23 protein-coding genes and 1 pseudogene are annotated in these 20,520 nt (G+C 35.4%); 23 read left to right on the forward strand and 1 reads right to left on the reverse strand.

The genetic code is table 11. The features are described 5' to 3' along the window. The first annotated feature begins 9 nt into the window (after nt 1–9). From ligA to BKP56_RS06425, 9 genes are all read left to right on the forward strand, one after another. Nucleotides 10–2,031: an NAD-dependent DNA ligase LigA gene (ligA, locus tag BKP56_RS06385; RefSeq protein WP_072694318.1), complete on the forward strand. Its 2,022-nt coding sequence runs from the start codon at nt 10–12 to the stop codon at nt 2,029–2,031. Between the two features lie 22 nt (nt 2,032–2,053). After that, the gene (locus BKP56_RS06390) at nt 2,054–3,229 is read left to right on the forward strand and encodes a CamS family sex pheromone protein (protein WP_072694319.1); all 1,176 of its coding nucleotides are present in this window, start codon (nt 2,054–2,056) and stop codon (nt 3,227–3,229) included. 46 nt (nt 3,230–3,275) lie between these two features. After that, entirely contained in the window at nt 3,276–3,581 is a 306-nt protein-coding gene (gene gatC / locus BKP56_RS06395) for an Asp-tRNA(Asn)/Glu-tRNA(Gln) amidotransferase subunit GatC (RefSeq protein ID WP_072694320.1), read from the forward strand. Next, complete coding sequence (gatA, locus tag BKP56_RS06400) at nt 3,581–5,047, forward strand: Asp-tRNA(Asn)/Glu-tRNA(Gln) amidotransferase subunit GatA (protein ID WP_072694321.1); 1,467 nt, start codon at nt 3,581–3,583, stop codon at nt 5,045–5,047. Before gatC ends, gatA begins: the two co-directional genes overlap by 1 nt. 2 nt (nt 5,048–5,049) lie before the next feature. Then, on the forward strand, nt 5,050–6,483 hold the full coding sequence (gene gatB / locus BKP56_RS06405) for an Asp-tRNA(Asn)/Glu-tRNA(Gln) amidotransferase subunit GatB (protein WP_072694322.1): 1,434 nt from the start codon (nt 5,050–5,052) through the stop codon (nt 6,481–6,483). Nucleotides 6,484–6,526: 43 nt separating this feature from the next. Beyond that, on the forward strand, nt 6,527–7,543 hold the full coding sequence (locus BKP56_RS06410) for a diacylglycerol kinase family lipid kinase (RefSeq protein WP_072694323.1): 1,017 nt from the start codon (nt 6,527–6,529) through the stop codon (nt 7,541–7,543). A 97-nt stretch (nt 7,544–7,640) separates the two neighbouring features. Continuing rightward, entirely contained in the window at nt 7,641–9,026 is a 1,386-nt protein-coding gene (rlmD, locus tag BKP56_RS06415) for a 23S rRNA (uracil(1939)-C(5))-methyltransferase RlmD (RefSeq protein WP_072694324.1), read from the forward strand. 286 nt (nt 9,027–9,312) lie between these two features. Further along, nucleotides 9,313–9,525, forward strand: coding sequence for a type II toxin-antitoxin system Phd/YefM family antitoxin (locus tag BKP56_RS06420; RefSeq protein WP_072694325.1), 213 nt, complete (start codon nt 9,313–9,315; stop codon nt 9,523–9,525). Between the two features lie 31 nt (nt 9,526–9,556). After that, nucleotides 9,557–10,438: a type I restriction-modification system subunit M gene (locus tag BKP56_RS06425; protein WP_232226937.1), complete on the forward strand. Its 882-nt coding sequence runs from the start codon at nt 9,557–9,559 to the stop codon at nt 10,436–10,438. Between the two features lie 48 nt (nt 10,439–10,486). On the opposite strand, the gene BKP56_RS06430 is transcribed toward BKP56_RS06425, so the two are convergent. Next, the gene (locus BKP56_RS06430) at nt 10,487–11,677 is read right to left on the reverse strand and encodes an IS256 family transposase (RefSeq protein WP_072694326.1); all 1,191 of its coding nucleotides are present in this window, start codon (nt 11,675–11,677) and stop codon (nt 10,487–10,489) included. Nucleotides 11,678–11,877: 200 nt separating this feature from the next. Between BKP56_RS06430 and BKP56_RS06435 the strand changes: the two genes are divergently transcribed. The 14 genes and pseudogenes from BKP56_RS06435 to BKP56_RS06495 all read left to right on the forward strand — a co-directional run bounded on the left by BKP56_RS06435 (nt 11,878) and on the right by BKP56_RS06495 (nt 20,338). Then, the gene (locus BKP56_RS06435) at nt 11,878–12,585 is read left to right on the forward strand and encodes a response regulator transcription factor (protein WP_072694327.1); all 708 of its coding nucleotides are present in this window, start codon (nt 11,878–11,880) and stop codon (nt 12,583–12,585) included. Further along, entirely contained in the window at nt 12,569–13,936 is a 1,368-nt protein-coding gene (locus BKP56_RS06440) for a sensor histidine kinase (RefSeq protein WP_072694328.1), read from the forward strand. Before BKP56_RS06435 ends, BKP56_RS06440 begins: the two co-directional genes overlap by 17 nt. A 112-nt stretch (nt 13,937–14,048) precedes the next feature. Beyond that, the gene (locus BKP56_RS06445) at nt 14,049–14,675 is read left to right on the forward strand and encodes a class I SAM-dependent methyltransferase (RefSeq protein ID WP_083540498.1); all 627 of its coding nucleotides are present in this window, start codon (nt 14,049–14,051) and stop codon (nt 14,673–14,675) included. A 207-nt stretch (nt 14,676–14,882) separates the two neighbouring features. Continuing rightward, the gene (locus BKP56_RS06450) at nt 14,883–15,266 is read left to right on the forward strand and encodes a DUF302 domain-containing protein (RefSeq protein ID WP_072694330.1); all 384 of its coding nucleotides are present in this window, start codon (nt 14,883–14,885) and stop codon (nt 15,264–15,266) included. A gap of 315 nt (nt 15,267–15,581) precedes the next feature. After that, entirely contained in the window at nt 15,582–15,824 is a 243-nt protein-coding gene (locus BKP56_RS06460) for an SHOCT domain-containing protein (protein ID WP_198034003.1), read from the forward strand. A gap of 50 nt (nt 15,825–15,874) precedes the next feature. Continuing rightward, the gene (locus BKP56_RS06465; protein ID WP_072694332.1) at nt 15,875–16,261 is read left to right on the forward strand and encodes a hypothetical protein; all 387 of its coding nucleotides are present in this window, start codon (nt 15,875–15,877) and stop codon (nt 16,259–16,261) included. Between the two features lie 77 nt (nt 16,262–16,338). Beyond that, nucleotides 16,339–16,527, forward strand: coding sequence for a hypothetical protein (locus tag BKP56_RS06470; protein ID WP_072694333.1), 189 nt, complete (start codon nt 16,339–16,341; stop codon nt 16,525–16,527). Between the two features lie 33 nt (nt 16,528–16,560). After that, complete coding sequence (locus BKP56_RS06475; protein WP_072694334.1) at nt 16,561–16,866, forward strand: SHOCT domain-containing protein; 306 nt, start codon at nt 16,561–16,563, stop codon at nt 16,864–16,866. 15 nt (nt 16,867–16,881) lie between these two features. Continuing rightward, the gene (locus tag BKP56_RS06480) at nt 16,882–17,112 is read left to right on the forward strand and encodes a hypothetical protein (RefSeq protein WP_072694335.1); all 231 of its coding nucleotides are present in this window, start codon (nt 16,882–16,884) and stop codon (nt 17,110–17,112) included. 264 nt (nt 17,113–17,376) lie between these two features. Continuing rightward, the gene (locus tag BKP56_RS13885) at nt 17,377–17,634 is read left to right on the forward strand and encodes a hypothetical protein (protein ID WP_198034004.1); all 258 of its coding nucleotides are present in this window, start codon (nt 17,377–17,379) and stop codon (nt 17,632–17,634) included. A 42-nt stretch (nt 17,635–17,676) separates the two neighbouring features. Then, nucleotides 17,677–17,883: pseudogene (locus BKP56_RS14235) on the forward strand (multicopper oxidase domain-containing protein); the annotation flags it as partial. A gap of 165 nt (nt 17,884–18,048) precedes the next feature. After that, the gene (locus BKP56_RS13895; protein WP_198034005.1) at nt 18,049–18,828 is read left to right on the forward strand and encodes a multicopper oxidase family protein; all 780 of its coding nucleotides are present in this window, start codon (nt 18,049–18,051) and stop codon (nt 18,826–18,828) included. A 935-nt stretch (nt 18,829–19,763) separates the two neighbouring features. Beyond that, nucleotides 19,764–19,970, forward strand: coding sequence for a hypothetical protein (locus BKP56_RS06490; protein ID WP_072696037.1), 207 nt, complete (start codon nt 19,764–19,766; stop codon nt 19,968–19,970). Between the two features lie 20 nt (nt 19,971–19,990). After that, nucleotides 19,991–20,338: a CDP-alcohol phosphatidyltransferase family protein gene (locus BKP56_RS06495; RefSeq protein ID WP_072694336.1), complete on the forward strand. Its 348-nt coding sequence runs from the start codon at nt 19,991–19,993 to the stop codon at nt 20,336–20,338. Nucleotides 20,339–20,520: the final 182 nt, after the last annotated feature.

Raw genomic sequence — 20,520 nt, forward strand, 5'->3', positions numbered from 1 at the left:
GCAAGCTTAATGGTATTAGATAATGATTTTAGGCAAGCCCAAGCAAGAGTAGATGAATTGATTACTTTATTGGACCGTTACAGCCATGAGTATTATGTTCTTGATCGTCCGACTATTCCAGATAGTGAATATGATAAACTCTATCAAGAGTTGCTTAAACTTGAAGAAATGTATCCTGCTTTAATACAGCAAGACTCGCCTTCCCAAAGAGTAGGTGGGACGCTTCTGCCGGGATTTGAAAAAGTCGAACATGATTTACCAATGCTTAGCTTGGATAATGCTTTTGATTTAGAGGATCTAAGGGCTTTTGATAAGCGAGTCAGGCAATTGGTTGATGATGGAGAAGTTGAATACGAATGCGAGCTCAAAATAGATGGCTTAGCTGTTTCGTTAAAGTATGACAATGGAAAGCTAGTTCAAGCAGTGACTAGAGGAGACGGAAGAGTCGGAGAAAATGTAACAGGGAATGTAAGAACAATCAAGGCAATTCCACTTAAGTTGAAAAGAGCTGTCACAATTGAAGCACGTGGTGAAATATATATGCCTAAGTCCTCTTTTATACAATTGAATGAAGAAAGAGAAGAACAAGGGGATGCTGTATTTGCGAATCCCAGAAATGCAGCTGCAGGAACTTTACGAAATTTAAATCCACAAGTAACAGCTTCTAGAAACTTGAATGTATTTTTATATTCGATGGTACAGTACGGAGATTTGAATGTGGAAACACAAAGCGAAGCATTAAACTCTCTGGACAAATTAGGTCTAAGAACAAATCCCGAAAGAACTGTTTTTCAATCAATTGAGGATGTCTGGACATATATTGAAGAGTATCAGGAAAAACGAACTAGTTTGCCTTATGAAATTGATGGTATTGTTATAAAAGTAAATAGATTCGACGAGCAAGAACAAGCTGGCTATACTGTGAAAGCCCCAAGATGGGCAATCGCTTATAAATTCCCAGCTGAAGAAGCAAAAACGACTGTGAATGAAATTGAATGGTCTGTTGGTCGTACAGGAGTAGTGACGCCGACTGCAATAATGGATCCAGTTCATTTAGCAGGAACTACTGTGCAGAGAGCCAGTTTACACAATGTAGACCTGATAAAGGAAAAAGACATCCGTATAAAGGATACTGTATTTGTTAGAAAAGCCGGAGATATTATTCCAGAAGTTGTGAGAGTAGATTTTGATTCAAGATCTAAAGAGACCGAACCATGTCCGATACCTACACATTGTCCTGCTTGTCAGAGTGAACTAGTACATTTGGAAGAGGAAGTAGCTTTAAGATGTGTAAATCCCAAATGCCCAGCCCAGGCAAAAGAACGGTTGATTCACTTTGTCTCCAGAAATGCAATGAATATTGATGGGTTAGGCGAAAAAATTGTCATTCAACTTTTTGAAAAACAATTAGTACAAGATGTATCAGAATTATATCAACTAAATAAAAAAGAACTTTTGACATTAGATAAAATTGCAGATAAGTCTGCGGAGAATTTACTAAACGCTATTGAAAGCTCAAAAAGCAACTCACTGGAACGATTGCTGTTTGGTCTTGGGATTAAACACGTAGGTGCAAAAGCTGCAAGGCTTTTGGCGGAAGAGTATGAAACAATTGAAAATATAAGGCAAGCATCTATTGAAGACATTCAGTCTATTGATGGAATCGGAGAAATCATAGCTGAAAGTATCGTTGCGTTCTTTGAATTGGAAGATGCAGTTGATCTTATTGATAAGTTAAAATCATTTGGTGTAAATATGAATTATACTGGAGTGAAAAAACAAGAAGCTGTCAATGCTGATTCATATTTCAATGGGAAAACAGTTGTTATAACTGGAAAGTTAGAACATTTTAAACGCGATGATTTAAAAGAAGAGTTAACTTCATTAGGGGCAAATGTAACGGGAAGTATTTCTAAAAAAACAGATTTGCTCATAGCTGGAACAGATGCCGGTAGTAAATTGGACAAAGCTCAAGAACTGGAAGTCTCCGTCTGGAATGAAAAAAAATTATTAAAAGAACTTTCTAAGTAATCTTGAAAGTGAGGTAAAGAATATGCGTAAAAAAATGATACTATCTGGTTTAGCTAGTGTGACTTTGCTGCTGGCTTCTTGCGATGTATTGCCGGATCCGGTTGGTCCTGATGAAGAGACGACTGAAGAAAACGATGAAAATACTGCACAGACAACTGAAGATGGGGATACTGTTATTATTGAATCAAGAATTGATTCTGACTATTATCGTCCAGTCATCACTGAAGAAGGAACATATGCACCGAGTTTGAATCGTGGGATTACAAGAGAATTGAATTCAAACGTTAATATCAAGACATTCGAAGAAGATCTTATGAGACTATCACAGCGATATTTCTCTACGGAAGATCATTTTTTTCAAGAAGGACAATTCCTTCCTGCTGGAACAGTTGACAGCTGGCTGCAAAGGTCTAGAGAATTGACTGAAGAAGAAATTGATGACGGAGAAGAAAATTTAGGATTGAATCCTGAAGACAATGGAAGTACAGATCCAGAAACAAGAAATCCCAATTATTTAAGTTCGGTACTGGAGCAGGATTACTATACTCAATCGGAAGATGGTATGGAATTAGCGGGTTTAAGTGTTGGACTAGCCCTTAATTCTGTTGATTATTATGGGGACCAAGGACAAGATATTCAGGAAATTCCAAGAGAAGAATTGTTAGAGGAAGGCAAAAGAATTGCGGACGAAGTTATTTCTCGTATGCGTGAGATAGAAGGATTAGAAACGGTACCAATTACGGTAGGTCTTTATGAACAGTCTACTCGTGACGATTTTGCTGGTGGAGTCTATATTTCACAAGGTATTAGTGAAGAAGGAGCAACGTCCGTATCTGAATGGGAAGCGATCAATGAAGATAGATTGGTCTTTCCGATCGAGGGAATGCAAAGTGCAGAAGGGAATCAGTTTGCTAACTTTAAGTCAGAAGTAGAAAAGTTTTTCCCTAATCTAAGTGGGGTAACTGGTATTGCGCACTATATGGATGACAACTTGGCTACGCTGCAGATAGAAATCGTGACGCAGTTTTATGGAAAGGGAGAAATTATTGCCTTTACTCAATATTTGAATCAGGCAGCTAATTCATACTTAGCGGAAAGCCTCCCGATTGAAATAAAAGTTGAATCCTTAAATGGCGTTGAAGCCTTTTTAAATCGTGAATCAGGTGAAACAGAATTCGATATTCACGTATTTGATTAAGCATAAATAACTAGTTAAATAATCAGAAGACGAAAGGAAGCAGACAATGGCGATTAATGAAAAGACAGTAAAACATGTAGCAAAGTTAGCGAAGTTAGAATTTAAAGAAGAAGATATTCATGATTTCACAGAAGAAATTGATAAAATTATCCAAATGGTTGAACAACTTGAAGACTTGGATACACAAGGAGTGGAAGGAACTTACCACGGTATTACACACCATAGTGTTGTTAGAAAAGATGAAGCTAAGCTAGATATAGATAGAGAAGATCTATTTAAAAATGTTAAGACAAAACAGGATGGATTTATCAAGGTACCTGCGATTATGGATAATGGGGAGAGTGGAGCATAATGACCATTTTAGATTATACATTGGAAGAACTGCATGAACGACTGGTCAATAGTGAACTCACCTCTGTTCAAGTAATCGAAGCAGTTTACGAAAAAATAAATGAAACTGAACCAAATGTCGGTGCATTTTTAGCTTTAAATAAAGAAGAAGCTTTAAAACAAGCTCGTGAAGTCGACAAAAATGGAATAGATCCGAATAATATTTTAAGTGGACTTCCAATTGGAATCAAAGATAACATTGTAACAAAAGACTTGACAACAACAGCAGCATCAAAAATGTTGGAAGATTTTGTCCCAGTATACAACGCAACTGTAGTAGAAAAACTTGCTGAAGCAGGTATGATTTCTATAGGTAAACTGAATATGGATGAGTTTGCAATGGGCGGATCAACAGAAAATTCTGCATTTAAAGTAACTCGTAATCCTTGGAACTTGTCAAAAGTACCTGGTGGGTCTTCTGGCGGATCAGCAGCAGCCGTTGCAGCAGGGCAATTGCCTGCTTCCTTAGGTTCTGATACGGGTGGATCAATTAGACAACCTGCATCTTTTACTGGAATTGTAGGGATGAAACCAACATATGGTCGTGTCTCTCGTTACGGATTGATCGCATTTGGGTCTAGTTTAGATCAAATCGGACCATTTACACGTACCGTTAAAGATAATGCACTAGTATTGAATGCAATTAGTGGATATGATGACCGTGACTCGACTTCATACAATGGGGAAACGCCTGACTTTACAGAAAACATTGAAGCAGGTGTGAAAGGCATGCGTATTGGCGTACCTAAAGAATACTTCCATGAAGATGCAAAAGAAAAAGGTGTCGTTGAATCAGTAAGAGCTGCATTGAAAAAATATGAAGAACTAGGTGCAGAAATTGTAGAAGTTAGCTTACCGCATTCTAAATATGGTATTCCAGCGTATTACATTATTGCATCTTCTGAAGCTTCAAGTAATTTGCAAAGATTTGATGGTATTCGTTATGGATATCGCGCTGAAGGCGTTAAAAACTTAGAAGAATTATATGTTAAATCACGTTCAGAAGGATTTGGATTAGAAGTGAAAAGACGTATTATGCTTGGGACATTCTCATTAAGTGCCGGATTTTATGATGCGCATTTCAAGAAAGCTGCTCAGGCAAGAACATTGATTCGTCAAGACTTTGAAAAAGTATTTGAGGACGTAGATTTCTTAGTTGCACCGACAACAACTTCGACAGCTTTTGAAATCGGCGGCAGAATTGATGACCCGCTTGCAATGTATATGGCAGATATTTTGACTGTTCCTGTAAACTTGGCAGGAGTTCCCTCTGTCTCTATTCCATGCGGATTTTCTGATGATATGCCAGTTGGAATGCAATTGATTGGTAAGCACTTTGATGAACAAACACTTTATCGTGCTGCATATGCTTTTGAGCAGGCTACAGACTTTCATAAACAAAAACCAACCTTCAAAGGAGGGAAATAAAGATGAATTTTGAAACAATTATAGGTTTAGAGATTCACGTAGAATTAAAAACTAACTCTAAAATGTTTTCACCCTCGCCTGCTCATTTTGGCGCTGAACCAAATACCAATACAAATGTGATTGATTGGGGTTATCCAGGTGTTTTACCAGTAGTTAATGAACGTGCTGTTGAGTTCGGAATGAAAGCTGCATTGGCATTAAACTGTACGATAACTCAGGATACAAAATTTGATAGAAAAAATTATTTCTATCCGGATAATCCAAAAGCTTATCAAATCTCTCAGTTTGATCGTCCAATAGGGCATGATGGCTGGATTGAGATAGAAGTAAATGGCGAAAAGAAAAAAATCAGAATTGAACGAGTTCACCTTGAAGAAGATGCCGGGAAAAACACTCACGGAAGTGACGGTTATTCTTATGTAGATTTAAATCGTCAAGGAACACCTTTGATTGAGATCGTTTCTGAAGCAGATATGAGGTCACCAGAAGAAGCCTACGCATATTTAGAAGCTGTTAAACAGATTATCCAGTTTACTGGAGTTTCGGATGTGAAGATGGAAGAAGGATCTATGCGGTGTGATGCCAATATTTCTTTACGTCCATTTGGACAAGAAGAATTTGGAACAAAATCAGAATTAAAAAACTTAAACTCTTTCAATTTTGTTCGAAAAGGTTTAGCACATGAAATTGAACGTCAAGAGCGTGAATTAATAGCCGGTCGAGAGTTGATGCAGGAAACTAGACGTTATGATGAAACCACAGGTAAAACTATTTTAATGCGTGTTAAAGAAGGTTCAAGTGATTACCGTTATTTCCCCGAACCAGATATTCCAAATCTTTTGATTGAAGATGAATGGATAGAAAAAGTACGGCAATCATTACCGGAAATGCCAAAGGAAAGAAGAACTCGTTATGTTAATAAATTGAATATTCCGGAATATGATGCGGAAGTATTGACTTCTTCTAGAGAAATGTCTGATTTCTTTGAAGAAACAGTTGCAAACAATGCAGATCCCAAGCAAGTTTCTAACTGGTTGATGGGAGAAGTTTCCGCATATTTGAATAGTGAAAAACTATCGTTCAGCGAAACAGCATTGACTCCCAAATCACTTGCTGAAATGATTAATTTGATTGCGGATGGAACGATTTCATCTAAAATTGCTAAGAAAGTCTTCCGAGAATTAATATCTAATGGAAGTGATGATGTTAAAGCATTGGTTGAAGCAAAAGGTTGGGCGCAATTAAGTGATCCAAGTAAACTACTTCCTGTAATCAATGAAACGCTTGACCAGAATGAACAATCTATTGAAGATTATAAAAATGGTAGAGACCGTGCTATTGGATTTTTAGTAGGGCAGATCATGAAAAAAACACGTGGCCAAGCAAATCCTGGTATTGTTAATAAATTGTTGAAAGAAGAAATTGAAAAGCGATAAGCATTGAGTAAGGATTAAATGTTTATAGGAGGAACACTAAGATATGAGAAAGAGAGCAAGAATCATCTATAATCCAACATCTGGTAGAGAGCGAATCAAGAGAGCTTTACCTGATATTTTAAAAGTTTATGAAGACTTTGGATATGATACCAGCGCTTTTTGTACAACAACTGATCCTTTAAGTGCTCGAAAAGAAGCACTGAGATGTGCTGAAGAACAGTTTGACTTAGTAATTGCCGCTGGTGGCGATGGTACAATTAATGAAGTCATAAATGGAATCGCTGGATCGCAGACGCGACCTAAAATTGCTATAATTCCAGCAGGCACCACCAATGATTATGCTAGAGCATTACATATACCTAGAGGAAATATGGTAGATGCTGCAAAAGTCATCGAAAAAGATCAGACTGTTTTTATGGACATTGGAAAAGTGAGTACAGATAAAGAAGAAAGATATTTTATGAATATCGGAGCAGCTGGATTTCTTTCAGAAGTATCGTATGAAGTTCCTGCTAATATGAAATCTTTGTTTGGTTCGCTAGCTTATTTTGTCAAAGGAGCAGAATTACTTCCTCGTATCGGAAAAGTGCCGATTCGAGTGGAGTATGATGATGGTGTTTACGAAGGCCAAGCTTCCATGGTTTTTGTTGCCTTGACTAATTCTGTTGGAGGCTTTGAAGATATTGCACCAGATAAAACGCTGGGAGATGGAAAATTCACTTTAATTATAGTAAAAGCTACAAATCTTGTAGAAATTATGCGCTTAATTACATTATTGATGAATGAGGGCAAACATGTTAACAGCTCAAAAATTGTTTATACTAAGACTAGTAAAGTTGTCACAGAAACATTAGGTGAAAAAAAATTGATGATCAATATTGACGGTGAGTATGGTGGAGATGCACCCGCAACCTTTATTAATTACCGTCAGCATATTGAAATGGTTGGTGATCTTGATGCCATGAAATTAGATATTGATACTAGAGATCCATCGATGGAAGAAAAGGAAACAGATTTTATCAAGAAAGTATCAGAACTAGAAGAAGAACAAAGTGAATAAAATGTATTCGTTTAAAACATACCAAATTACTGACTAAATTGATGCACGTGTAGACATTGATAACCTAACTAAAGGAAAACTTAAAGGGAGCATTATATTGGGAAAAAATAAGCAAAAATTTACAGCACCAGTATTAAAAAATAAAGATTATACAGGTACGATCGAAGATTTAACTCATGAAGGACTTGGTGTCGTTAAAATCGATAACTTTCCAATTTTTGTAGAAGGTGCATTGCCCCAAGAAGAAGTTACATTTAAAGTTGTTAAAATTGGCAAAAAATTTGCATTTGGTAAACTGCTTGAAGTGATTACAAAAAGTCCGGATCGAGTTGAAATAATAGATAAAGTATATGCACAAACTGGAACAATGCCATTACAGCATTTGTCTTACGATGCTCAATTGCGATTTAAAAAAGATCATGTTGTAAGAGTTTTTGAACGAATTGCTAAGTTGCCAGAAGTACCCATTGCAGATGTTATAGGTATGGAAGATCCTTATGGCTATAGAAATAAAGCTCAGATACCAGTGCGTAAAATAAATGGAAAAATGGAAACTGGATTTTTTAGAAAAAACAGTCATGACTTGATTCCTCTGGAAGATTTTGCGATTCAGGATCCTAAAATAGATGAAGCAGTTGTGATTGTAAGAGATATTCTGAAACGTTATCATATCAAACCATATGATGAAGTTAGTCATAAAGGAGATATCCGTCATATTCTTATTAGACGAGGATATTATACTGGAGAATTGATGGTCGTTTTAGTTACAAGAACAAGTGATCTACCAAGAGAAAACGAGATCATTTCGAGCATCAAAGATAAATTACCAGAACTAGTCAGTCTGATTCAAAATATTAATCCGGAAAAAACCAATGTAATACTAGGATCAGACCACAAAGTACTTTTCGGAGAAGATGGGTATCATGATACACTATTAGGAGATACGTACTTTATCTCACATGAATCATTTTATCAAATCAATCCTGTACAAACACAGCAACTTTATCAAACAGCAATTGATTATGCTGAATTGACTGGTAAAGAAACAGTCATTGATGCATACTGTGGTATTGGAACGTTGACACTTGGACTAGCTAAAAAAGCGAAACATGTTTATGGACTTGAAATTGTAAATACTGCAATCAAGAATGCCAATAGAAATGTTCAAGTAAATGATGTATCCAATGTATCTTTTAAGGTTGGAGCAGCAGAAGATTTGATGGTGGAATGGACAGATCGTAATGAGAAAGTAGACGTATTAGTAGTTGATCCACCAAGAAAAGGGTTAGCAAAAGCATTCGTTGATGCAGTATTAACAATGAAACCAGAGAAAATGGTATATGTAAGCTGTAATCCAGCAACACTAGCTCGCGACTTGAAATTGCTTCATGAAGGTGGATATGACGTGGTTAAAGCACAACCAGTCGACATGTTCCCTCAGACTCACCACGTGGAGTGCGTGGCGTTGATAGAGTTAAAATAGTTTGGTAGCAATAGGTTTAGCAGATTTTAGATGAATATTGAAGTGTGTTTTATGTTCCCTCGGACTAATGGTTCGGGGGATTTTTTGACCCCCGGGGTCTAACTTTTACGCGGAATTAGTTGACAAGATAGAGTTGGTTTTATCAATCCTCTAGACTATCGATTTAAGTGTTGTGATTACCCAGAAAGAAAGACTAAGGGGAAATAGTAATTACCTTTTGGGTGCAAATAACAATTCAAGTAAACATCTATAAGTGTTATAATAAACAGAAAAGGTGGGTTGAGACATGGGAAAAGAAGGTAAAATACAAAAAAAGCCAATGGAATTTTATAATATGTCAGATTTTCTCAGAGGACAATCATCGAAGTTAATTACTGGATTATCTGACGAAGATAAAACTGCTTTTGTACTAAAGAACGGAAAACCCGTAGCTGTTCTTATCTCCCACGAGAGATATGAAAGATTATTAAAAACAGGAATTGACATAACAGAATACTAAGAAAAATATTAAGATGAGCGAGGTTAAGAGAATGGCAGTGAAAAAATCAGAATTGTATTCCCTTTTATGGGAAGCATGTAATAAGTTAAGAGGTGGAGTAGAGCCATCAAGATACAAAGATTATGTACTTATTTTATTGTTTTTTAAATATGTGTCAGATAGATACAAGGGACAACGATTTGCAGAGTTTACAGTAAGCGAAGGTGCATCTTTTGATGATTTGATTGCTGCAAAGGGTAAAAGCGGTGTCGGTGAACGAGTAGATAAGATTATTCAGAAGTTCCTAGAAGAAAACCGTCTTCAAGGTTCTCTACCAGATGTTAGTTTTAATAACCCAGATGAACTTGGTTCTGGTAAGGAACTAGTTGATAAAGTTTCTGGACTTATTGCTATATTCCAAAACCCTGCTATTGATTTCAAAAGTAACAGAGCTAGTGGCGATGATATCATTGGAGATGCTTATGAGTATTTCATGATGAAATTTGCCCAAGAGTCTGGAAAGAGCAAGGGGCAATTCTATACGCCTAGTGAGGTATCACGTATTATTGCTAGGCTTATTGGTATTGGTGATATTAAACAAGAAACGGGCAAAAAGTGGACACTTCATGACCCTGCAGCGGGAAGTGGTTCTTTACTAATTCGTGCAGCAGATGAAGCTCCTACAGATGAAAATGGTGACTCTATCGTTACAATATTCGGCCAAGAAAAATACCCAGATACCGCAGGTTTGGCAAAGATGAACTTTATCCTTCACAATAAAGGAACAGGTGAAATTAAGAGTGGTAATACATTAGCAAACCCAGTATATACGGATGATTTTGGTGGACTTAAGAAGTTTGACTTTATTGTTATGAATCCACCATTCTCAGATAAGGATTGGACTGATGGAATTAAACCATCAGAAGATAAATAGAGAGCGTCAAGAAGTTTGTGTAAATAAAAAGTTCCTTCTGTAAAAAACTTATCTTTCTTCTAGTTCTCCAAACATTTCCCAAAGTTCTGCTTCAGCTTGTTGGAAACCGCGGTGGCTTCGAGTTAAAAATTTCTGATTGTACAGATCAAAATTTGAGACTAAAAAGCGATCCATAGATGCTTCATTTTGAAATTGCTCTTTACGCCGACTGTATTTTTTGATTTGTTTGTTAAAAGACTCAATCAAATTAGTGGAGTACAAGCTTCTTCGGATTGAAGCGGGAAAGTCATAAAAGGTCAGTAAGCTATCGTTCTCTAAAACAGATTTGGTTACTCTAGGGTAGCGGGTGTGCCACTTCTCTGTGAAATTTAGTCGAGCTTCAATCGCTTTTTCTCGTGAGTCCGCTTGGTAAACAGCTTTAAAGTCTTCGCATATGTCTCTTCGATCTGCTACGCGTACTTTACTGGCAAGATTGCGAGAAACATGCACACAACAGTGTTGATACGCTGCACTGGGAAACACTTGATGAATGGTATCTTTAATCCCTTTAAGCCCATCAGTCACAAAGAGGAGAGCGGACTGAACGCCTCGACTTACTAAGTCTTCTAGTAGCTCTTTCCAAGTTATGGTCGATTCATTCGGTGCGATGGCATAACCCAGTACTTCTTTAGCGCCGTCTGGACGGATGCCTACGGCAATATGAATGGCTTCTTTATCGACGGTTTTACGTTTTAAAGGAATATAGGTTGCGTCCAGATAAATAGCGGCATAGTGCTTATTTAGTGAACGCTTTTTAAAAGCAGCGACTTCTTCAGAAAAGACTTTCGTCCTATTGGACATCGTCTGTGGCGTATAATGATGACCATACATTTTCTCAATTAGATCGGCAATTTCGGACATCGTGATCCCCTTTCGAAAAAGATGGATAATCGTTTCTTCCAAGGTCTCATTGGTTCGCTTATAGGCAGGGAAAGTCTGTTGTTTAAATTCACCATTCCGATCACGTGGAATCTGAATTTGAAGCTCGCCGTATTCTGTTTTGACCTTGCGATCATAAGTGCCATTCCGAGAGTTCCCTGAATGGAACCCGATCCGATCATATTTTTCATAATCCAAAAAGGCAGTCAATTCTGTTTTTAAGAGGATGTTAACGGCTAATTCTAGATGAGAACGAAAACATTCGTTTAAATCACCTTTTGTGGCTAGAGTCTGTAAGATATCTGTAGTAAGATTGTTCATAGGGAAGTCCTCTTTTCTGTGAATGTAGTGTGGTAACTCTATTCTACAGAAGGGACTTCCTTTTTTCTATTTACACAAGATATTTTACACTCTCTTATAAAAACTTAGTAATCAATTTATATGATAAAGTTATGTGGAAGTTATGGAGATTATTTTTTTTGATAAAGAAGATGATATTATGCATATAAGAGGTGATTTTTATGACTAAAATTCTTGTGGTTGATGATGAAAAAGTAATACTTGAAGTATTGGAAGCTTATTTTGAAAAAGAAGGATGGCAAGTTCTTTTCGCTTCAAATGGAATTGACGCTTTAAAAAATGTAAAAGAACAAAGTCCTGATCTTATCATATTAGATTTGATGTTACCGGATATTTCTGGTGAGGAGATATGTAGGTTGGTAAGAAAGGATAGTAATGTACCGATTATCATGCTAACCGCTAAGTCTGCCGAAGATGATTTAATTAATGGGATTGTCATTGGTGCAGATGACTATGTAACAAAACCATTTAGTCCAAGAGAAGTGGTTGTGAGAGTAAAAGCTTTATTAAGAAGAACACAGCAGATGGCAAACGATAACCAAATGAGTTTTAACCATCATAAACTTATGATTAATCATGTTAAAAAGGAAGTAAGGCTGGATGATGCGATTCTTGCTCTGACTCCAAATGAATATAGAATTTTAATTACGATGGCAAGCTACCCAGGGAGAGTGTACAGTAGGGCTGATTTATTAGAAAAGTTACAAGAAGACGGCGCTTATTTCGAGGGATACGAAAGAAATATTGATACACATATAAAAAACTTGCGCAAAAAAATGGAAACTGATACTCGTCATCCTGAGTTTATCATTACTGTATTTGGAATGGGGTATAAGTTTGGAGGAGAAAAGGATGAATCTAACACTTAGGACAAGGATATTGTTATATCTTTTAGTGGTCTCTTTAAGTGGCGTTTTTATCACTAGTTTCACTATCTTTTTTGGCGTGGAAAATCAATTTACTGATTATCTCAAAAAAAATAGAGAAGAACGTATCGAGACAATTAAAAAGGAAGTACTTCAACAATATGATGAGACGGGTGAGTTAACAAACGAACAATTAAATAATATGCTGCATCAGCAGGCAATGACAGAGAACTTATACTTTAAACTTTATGATAGTAACGGTGAATTATTAATTGATTCAACATCTTTGCGCTCAATGATGGGAATGATGAATGGCACGCAATCCTCAATAGACCCTAATGACTATCAGTCCACTTCATACCAATTAAAAAATAATAATGAAGTCATCGGGAACTTGACCGTGTTTTACCAAGAACAATTAATGGGTGAGGATTTTATCTTTTTGAAATCAATAAAACGAAATATTCTCATTGCTGTAGTGGTTACTGTTATTTTATCGATTTTATTTAGTTTATTATTTTCAAATCGTTTAACGTCAGGTTTTAAAAATTTAATAAATGCGATTGCAGAGTTACGTAATCATCAATGGCGAACAAGAATCCCGGTTAAAGAATTGACAGATGAAATGAGACCTTTAGGAGAGTCGTTTAATCAGCTTGCAGAATCCTTAGCAAAAGAAGAAACGCTACGAAAAGAGTTTACAGCTAATTTTGCTCATGAACTTAGGACACCACTTGCAACACTAAGGAGTCATATTGAAGCTTTTCAAGATGGGATATGGGAACCAGATTCAAAGAGATTAGAGCAATGTCATGAAGAACTAATGCGCCTGGTTAGGCTAGTAAATGAACTAGAAAAATTAATTGCAGCTGAAAATCCCCAAATTAGATTGGATAAAACGAGGCTCGAAACCAGCAAGTTATTGTCCTTCATAAAAGAGCAATTCAACCCATTATTTATGAAAAAAGGAGTGTATTTAGAAGTACAAAATACCGAAGAACAGCATTGGTTTAATGGTGATCGTGATAAAATTATTCAAATTTTAACCAATATCGTTAATAATGCCCTGCAATATACACCGAAAGGGGAAAGAGTTTCTATTTATATAAAAGAAAAAAATGATCAAATTTCTTTCATAGTCAAAGATGAAGGGGAAGGAATTAGTGAAGATGATTTACCGTTTCTATTTGAAAGATTCTATCGAGGTGATAAATCACGCGATCGAAAAACAGGTGGAGTTGGAATTGGTTTGTCGATTGTAAAGGCACTTGTAGAAGCGCATCAAGGAAAAATAAAGATAGAGAGTCAATCAAATGTTGGTACAACTGTAGAAGTACAATTACCAAAGAAGTAAGGTAAGGCCAAATGCCGTTAGATTTAATACTATTGTATGTTCACTCACTATTTTCAGTGTTTTATATTTGATAAGCTAATTTAATCCAATATATTTGTGGGAGAGATTTAACGTGGAAAAGAGATTAACTGAAAAGATCAAGAATCGTTACAATCGGGTATCAAGGATATACGATTCCATGGATAAAATGATAAAGGAGAGCTGGAGAAAAGATGTGCTCAAAAATGTAAAAGGAAACGTTTTAGAAGTAGGGGTAGGTACCGGTGCGAATCTTCCGTTTTATCCTAACGATATATATTTGACAGGTATAGATTTTAGTCCAGGTATGTTAAAGCATGCAAGGAAAAAGGCACAGACTCTAACTCTACCCTATCAAATAACTCTTCTAGAAATGGATGCACAGAAAATGGAATTTCCAGACAATACTTTTGATTATGTTGTAGCCACTTGTGTTTATTGCTCTGTTCCTGACCCTGTAAAAGGACTAAAAGAAATGGGCAGAGTCTGTAAACCGGATGGGAAAATTATTTTGTTAGAACATATGAGAAGTGACAATGAAGTAGTAGGGAAAATGATGGATCTATTAAATCCTGTTACGGTTAGCATGTGGGGAGCGAATATTAACCGAAGAACATTAAATAATATTAATAAGGCAGGTTTACTAATTGAACAGAAAGAGGATTTATTTTATAGCATTGTAAGAAAGTTGGTAGTTAAACCTAATAAAAAGGCCAATTAAAGTTGAACAAAAATAATATTAAAAGTAAGGGATTAAGCCACTAGACGGACTTAATCCTTTTTTTTTTGCATGAAATTCGGGAAGTGCTTGAATCCACATAACTTCCACATAACTTGCCCATAAGATCTATATAAGTTTTGCTTATGATAAGAACAAGTAAAGAAAACAAATGAAACTTTACAAGTAAAAGTTTAAGGAGGAGATAAAATGTTTCATTATACAGTTGTAACTGAAAAGTCAATTAGTCAAATTCTTAATGATTTGGAGGAGAATTTATCAAAAGAAAAGTTCGGTGTTTTGTGGAGCTTTAATATTAAAGATAAATTAAATGAAAAAGGGTTAACTTACAATCAAGATTATTATGTGTTAGAAGTTTGCAATCCTTTTGAAGCGAAGGAAGTACTATCGATTACAAGTCAAGTAGGTTATTTCTTACCTTGTAAAATTGTCGTGTATGAAGAGGATGGCACTACCAAAGTTGGAATGGTCAAACCAACTGCATTAATAAGTATCTTGGGTGATACCAACCTAGATAGTAAAGCAGCCGAAATTGAACAGCGCCTTATAACGTGTATCGACAAAACAAAATAAGAAAACAAGGGGGGATTATCCTATGTTAAAAAAATGGATCAAGATATAACTAAACAATATCAAAGCATTCTCAATAGAAATCCTTTTCTTACAGGATATTGTCATTCTTGGGAGTTAGGTGAAGGATTGTTTAGATATGAAAGTGGGGATATAACATTGATAAAAATGGATATGGATGGAAATTACCAGTGTTATAGTGTGGAGATTGAAAAGTAAAAGTTATATAAGTTAATTCTCCATAACTTTCACATAAGTTACTCATAAAATCTCCATTAGTAAAAAGTATTATGGAATTAAGAAAGGAGAGATAAAGCAATGATGGGATTAGGACATGGTTTTGGAATGTTTGGATTTGGAGGTGGATCATTCATGATGATCTTGGTATTTATACTCATCGGCTACCTTATCTATTTAGGAATTAATAGTCAAAATCGGGGCGCTGTAGATAGAAATCAACCTGTAGCAAGTTCAAGTGCAATAGAAATTGCCAAATCTAGACTTGCAAAAGGTGAAATATCTTTTGAAGAGTTTGAGCAAATCAAGAAAAACATTTTATAAAGATAATAAATAATTAATACAAAAAACTATTAAAAGGAGATTGATTAGATATGAATATACTTAATGGAATTTTAGCAGCAACTTTAGCGTTTACAGGCGGGGCAGGATTAACTACTCTATTTTCTGAAGAGGATGCTCCGAATCAAAATACAGTGATCCAAAAGCAAGATGTTAGATATGATCAAATGGTAGATGTGATGGGTACAGGCGATTTTGAAAGTATGCAAAAGTTCATGGAAGAAGGCAACGTGAACTTTGATGAGATGCAAAAGTTTATGGAAGAAGGTAATGTGAACTTTGGACAAATGAAACCATATATGAGTGAAATGCATCCCAATTTAGATAACCAAGAATTAGAAGAACTGTATAAAAGTATGCATGGAACAGGTGGTGCATCTCAAAGTAGTAATTTTAGAGGGATGGGAAGCATGTATTAAAAAATGATGAGCAGGTCAATTAACTTTGGCCTGCTACTATAAAAATTCGAAAATAGTATGAATAGAGGAGTGAAGTTATGTTTTTATTACTTATTTTAGCTATTGGTTTTTATCTGTATAAAACAGGTGAATTGCAAAAGTGGTTTGGGAATAATCAAGCAAAAGTAAATAATAATCCAAATGAACTTAAAGAAGTGATTGATTATAGATATGCATCCGGTCAAATTTCTGCAGATGAATATAACAAATTAAAAGCATTATTATAATACAAAATTCGATTATAGAAGGGAGAAATCAACATGATGAATGGAGGACATATGGGTTCCTTTGAAAATGGTGGATTTTATGGATACAATGGAATGCAGCAAGGATTTAATTCGTTTGATATGATGGCAGATGGGTCTTTGATGACGATGCTTGTATTTGGGCTTATTGCTTTTACGCTATATCTCATTTTTAAAAACAAGAAACAACAAAATTCAGTTTCATCAAATATGGGAAATTCAACAGTTATTGAAGCTGAAGAAGTTGCAAAATTACGCTACGCTCGTGGTGAAATAACACATGAAGAATTTCAATCAATTTTAAAGACAATTAAGTTTTAATGAGGTGGAAAAGTCGTGTTAAACTTAATACTATCAACAATAATAATGTATTATCTAGTAAGGACTGGAGACCTATTAAAATTAATAAGAAGTGGAAAAAAATTATTCAATGACTTTCTTATTAGCTTTAAAAAAGAGAAGCAAGAGACAAAAGGTAACAACAATCCCATAGAAGTGTTAAAGCTCCGATATGTACAAGGAGAAATTGATAAAGCGGAATATGAGCAGATTTTAAAGAATTTATAAACTAAGTACGTTCAGGTATCATGACAGTAATCGATAAATAGTTTAATCCTTTTGTTAAAAGGTTAAAAATTTTTGACAAGGGGATTATTTTGTAGTTTGCATTGTTTTAAGTTTATCGTTATTACTTGTTACTTCAACCCATATTAATTTCTTGATACATTTTGCACATTTTTATTTTACAATATTATACCCTATCAACTATTTTCAGAGGAATCAATCCCTACCCTTCAGATAGTTTAATGATTTTAATGGAGGATGCTTAAAATGACCCAATTTAGTAGAAGAGATTTTCTTTCTAAGTCTTTAAAAGGTACAGCTGGACTAATAGCTATCTCTATGATACCAATAGGGTTTAGTAAATTTTTTAGCAATAATGAGATAGATGGAATTAATATCCAAAATAGTGAGGGGATAGCATTACCAATTACCCCGCTATTAGAAAATAAGAGTACTGACCCCAATAAAGCAGAATTTTATTTAACGGCAAAAATGTCTAAGAAAGAATTTATCAAGGGGAAGTAGACAAATACTTTTGGATATAACGGAGACTACCTAGGACCAGTAATAAGAGTCAGGAAGGGTCAAGAAGTATCTATTAATGTAAAAAATGAACTCAATGAAGACACAACTGTCCATTGGCATGGACTTGAAGTAGATGGAGAAAATGATGGTGGTCCCCATTCTATTATTAGTCCTAAAAAAACCTGGAATCCAAAGTTTACAATTGACCAACCAGCAGCGACACTTTGGTATCATCCTCATTTACTTCATAAAACCGGAGAGCAGGTATATAAGGGACTTGCGGGTTTATTTTACATTGATGATCATGAGTCAGACCGGCTTAATATTCCAAGTGAATATGGCATTAATGATATTCCACTAGTACTGCAAGATAAGAAACTAGATGCAAATGGAAGGTTTGAATATAAGTTAGGCATGCACGACGTCATGATGGGAATGCAAGGTGGGACGTTATTAGTCAATGGTGCCATTAATCCGTATTTAAGGATTCCAAAAGGTAAGGTACGTTTACGTATATTGAATGGTTCAAATGCAAGATTTTATGAATTATTTTTAAGTAACAAGCAAAGTTTTTATCAAATTGGAAGTGATGGTGGCTTACTTGAAGCACCTGTAGAAATGACAAAACTTATAATTAGCCCTGGAGAAAGAGCTGAAATTATAGTTGATTTTTCAAATTATAAAACTGGTGATACAATCGAACTAACCGATCAAGGTACAGAACTCATGAAGTTTATTGTAAATGATGAAATCAACAAGTCCTATAATATTCCAAATAAGCTAGTGAGTATTGAAAGAATTGATCCTTCTAAAGCGATCAACACTAGAGAATTTGTTTTACAAGGAATGGGTAGTAATTGGAATATTAATGGTAAACAAATGGATATGAAGCGAATAGATGAATATTTAAGGCTGAATGATACGGAAATATGGGAAGTTTCAAATAAAGCAACAGGAATGATGGGAGGTATGCCTCATCCATTTCATGCACATGGTGTTCAATTTCAAGTTCTTGATCGAAATGGTAAACGTCCTCCCGCTAATGAATCTGGTTGGAAAGATACGCTCCTTGTTTATCCTGATGAAAAAGTTAGGCTTATTGCTACCTTTAAATATTCCGGCATATTTATGTACCACTGTCATATTTTAGAACATGAAGATGCAGGTATGATGGGACAATTTAAAGTAGAATAATTCTTGAATAATTTAGGGGGTACACCTTTACGTGAAATCAAATATACGCGTTGCAGTATCAACATTCTATCAAAACACACGTGGAGACCGTCTGTCTGCTGACAAGAAAATAAATTTATAAGCCCTTGGAAATGCCGTATTTTCAGTATTTTCAGGGGCTTCTTTATTATAGAACCACAAATCAAAGAGTGGCAATTACTGTTGCCGCAGATGCTACATTCGAGATAGGTTCTGGCGAGATGAAGATATTGAAGATGTGATCAAGCACCTTAAAGAGAGAAGGCCACTTCAAAATGTACCAATATGGATTAAGGACTTGATGGCTGGTAAAGAAGCACAAGAACCAGATCAAGATTCGAAAGAATATTACTAAATCTAACACCCACATTGAGACTTTCAGAAGTAAATTTGGGGGGATAGGAAATGAGTATTTACCCCGGTTACAGTACGATTTGCTATTTTATATAAAGGTTATGTGGTAACGCATGTTGAGACGGTAGTGCTGTTATCTTTAGTTAAATAAAAAATGTAAGAAAGCATTATGCTTCCGAGCTTTTCCAGGTATAGGCAATACTTAGAAAAGCTCGTTTTTTTATATTGAAATATTCCCATGAAAAACCCTGAATTAATGTATAGACAGTAGTTTGGATGTCGTAGGTTGTGAAACGGCATTTGATGATATGCAGTATTTTATAAGATAGATTGGCAATTTTTTGGTTATGTTTTGGTTGCGTTTACAATTGACGTTAAAAATTTCACTGGAAGAAAAATGTGCCTGATTGATTTCAGTAAAGAAATTTCAAATTATGGATATCATATATCTTCAATCAGACAAAAATAAGTGGCTGATTATAAAAAGAAAATACTATAGAAATGATATAGACATATATCATTTTGGTGATATAATTTTTATAAAAATGAAAGGAACATCCATTATGAGTAAGTACGATCCGTTGTGGAATTACATAAAAGAAAATGGTACGAATAGTTTTAAGCTGACTTATGCTGAAATTGAGAAAATCGCAGGCTTGCCAATCGATCACTCTTTTCTAACCTATAAGAAGGAATTGCTGGAGTATGGCTATAAGGTTGGAAAAATTTCTATGAAGGAACAGACTGTGGCATTTGAAAAAATGGAGTAACAAAAGAAGGAAGTGAGTGCATGGGTAATATCATAACAGTTTGTCGCATTATGTACTGCATAGGGCTCTTGCTCTGTCTATCGCTTTCTCCAGTCATTTATATTCTTTATTTGTTGGCTGGATTAACTGATATGATCGATGGAGTAATTGCAAGGAGGACAAATACCGTTAGTGAATCTGGTTCAAAATTGGATAAAGCAGCTGCTTTTGTATTTTTTATCGTCTGTCTGATAAAACTGTTTCTAATGATGAAGATGTCGATGTGGCTTTGGGTATGGATTGCCGTAATTGCTTTAATTAAGCTAGCAATCGGTTATCTGGATTTGTCTTACAGAGAATATTTTGGCAGAGAAATATACTATGGATAAAATATTAAATTTTTTTCAGATCAGCATAGGGTTTTCATGGAAGGGCTTAATAATTTTTTTATTACCCTAGATAATTCATACTTTTGCTTGAATCGTGGAAACACTGCCTAATGGCAGGCACTATGATACTTTTATTGTTTCACCTGTTAAGTGATGAAAAAAGAACTCCATTCTGATATGGT

Origin of the sequence: Marinilactibacillus sp. 15R, from assembly GCF_001895285.1 — a bacterium.
In the GTDB taxonomy this organism is placed as follows: Bacteria; Bacillota; Bacilli; order Lactobacillales; family Carnobacteriaceae_A; genus Marinilactibacillus; species Marinilactibacillus piezotolerans.

Coding starts and splice junctions, on each gene's coding strand:
- BKP56_RS13895 (WP_198034005.1), top strand. CDS start 18,049: ATGCACGACGTCATGATGGGAATGCAAGGTGGGACGTTATTAGTCAAT.
- BKP56_RS06410 (WP_072694323.1), top strand. CDS start 6,527: ATGAGAAAGAGAGCAAGAATCATCTATAATCCAACATCTGGTAGAGAG.
- BKP56_RS06495 (WP_072694336.1), top strand. CDS start 19,991: ATGGGTAATATCATAACAGTTTGTCGCATTATGTACTGCATAGGGCTC.
- gatA (WP_072694321.1), top strand. CDS start 3,581: ATGACCATTTTAGATTATACATTGGAAGAACTGCATGAACGACTGGTC.
- ligA (WP_072694318.1), top strand. CDS start 10: ATGGTATTAGATAATGATTTTAGGCAAGCCCAAGCAAGAGTAGATGAA.
- BKP56_RS06430 (WP_072694326.1), bottom strand. CDS start 11,677: ATGAACAATCTTACTACAGATATCTTACAGACTCTAGCCACAAAAGGT.
- BKP56_RS06420 (WP_072694325.1), top strand. CDS start 9,313: ATGGGAAAAGAAGGTAAAATACAAAAAAAGCCAATGGAATTTTATAAT.
- BKP56_RS06490 (WP_072696037.1), top strand. CDS start 19,764: ATGAGTAAGTACGATCCGTTGTGGAATTACATAAAAGAAAATGGTACG.
- BKP56_RS06425 (WP_232226937.1), top strand. CDS start 9,557: ATGGCAGTGAAAAAATCAGAATTGTATTCCCTTTTATGGGAAGCATGT.
- BKP56_RS06470 (WP_072694333.1), top strand. CDS start 16,339: ATGTTTTTATTACTTATTTTAGCTATTGGTTTTTATCTGTATAAAACA.
- BKP56_RS06465 (WP_072694332.1), top strand. CDS start 15,875: ATGAATATACTTAATGGAATTTTAGCAGCAACTTTAGCGTTTACAGGC.
- BKP56_RS06475 (WP_072694334.1), top strand. CDS start 16,561: ATGATGAATGGAGGACATATGGGTTCCTTTGAAAATGGTGGATTTTAT.
- BKP56_RS06450 (WP_072694330.1), top strand. CDS start 14,883: ATGTTTCATTATACAGTTGTAACTGAAAAGTCAATTAGTCAAATTCTT.
- BKP56_RS06440 (WP_072694328.1), top strand. CDS start 12,569: ATGAATCTAACACTTAGGACAAGGATATTGTTATATCTTTTAGTGGTC.
- BKP56_RS06460 (WP_198034003.1), top strand. CDS start 15,582: ATGATGGGATTAGGACATGGTTTTGGAATGTTTGGATTTGGAGGTGGA.
- gatC (WP_072694320.1), top strand. CDS start 3,276: ATGGCGATTAATGAAAAGACAGTAAAACATGTAGCAAAGTTAGCGAAG.
- BKP56_RS06390 (WP_072694319.1), top strand. CDS start 2,054: ATGCGTAAAAAAATGATACTATCTGGTTTAGCTAGTGTGACTTTGCTG.
- BKP56_RS13885 (WP_198034004.1), top strand. CDS start 17,377: ATGACCCAATTTAGTAGAAGAGATTTTCTTTCTAAGTCTTTAAAAGGT.
- BKP56_RS06435 (WP_072694327.1), top strand. CDS start 11,878: ATGACTAAAATTCTTGTGGTTGATGATGAAAAAGTAATACTTGAAGTA.
- gatB (WP_072694322.1), top strand. CDS start 5,050: ATGAATTTTGAAACAATTATAGGTTTAGAGATTCACGTAGAATTAAAA.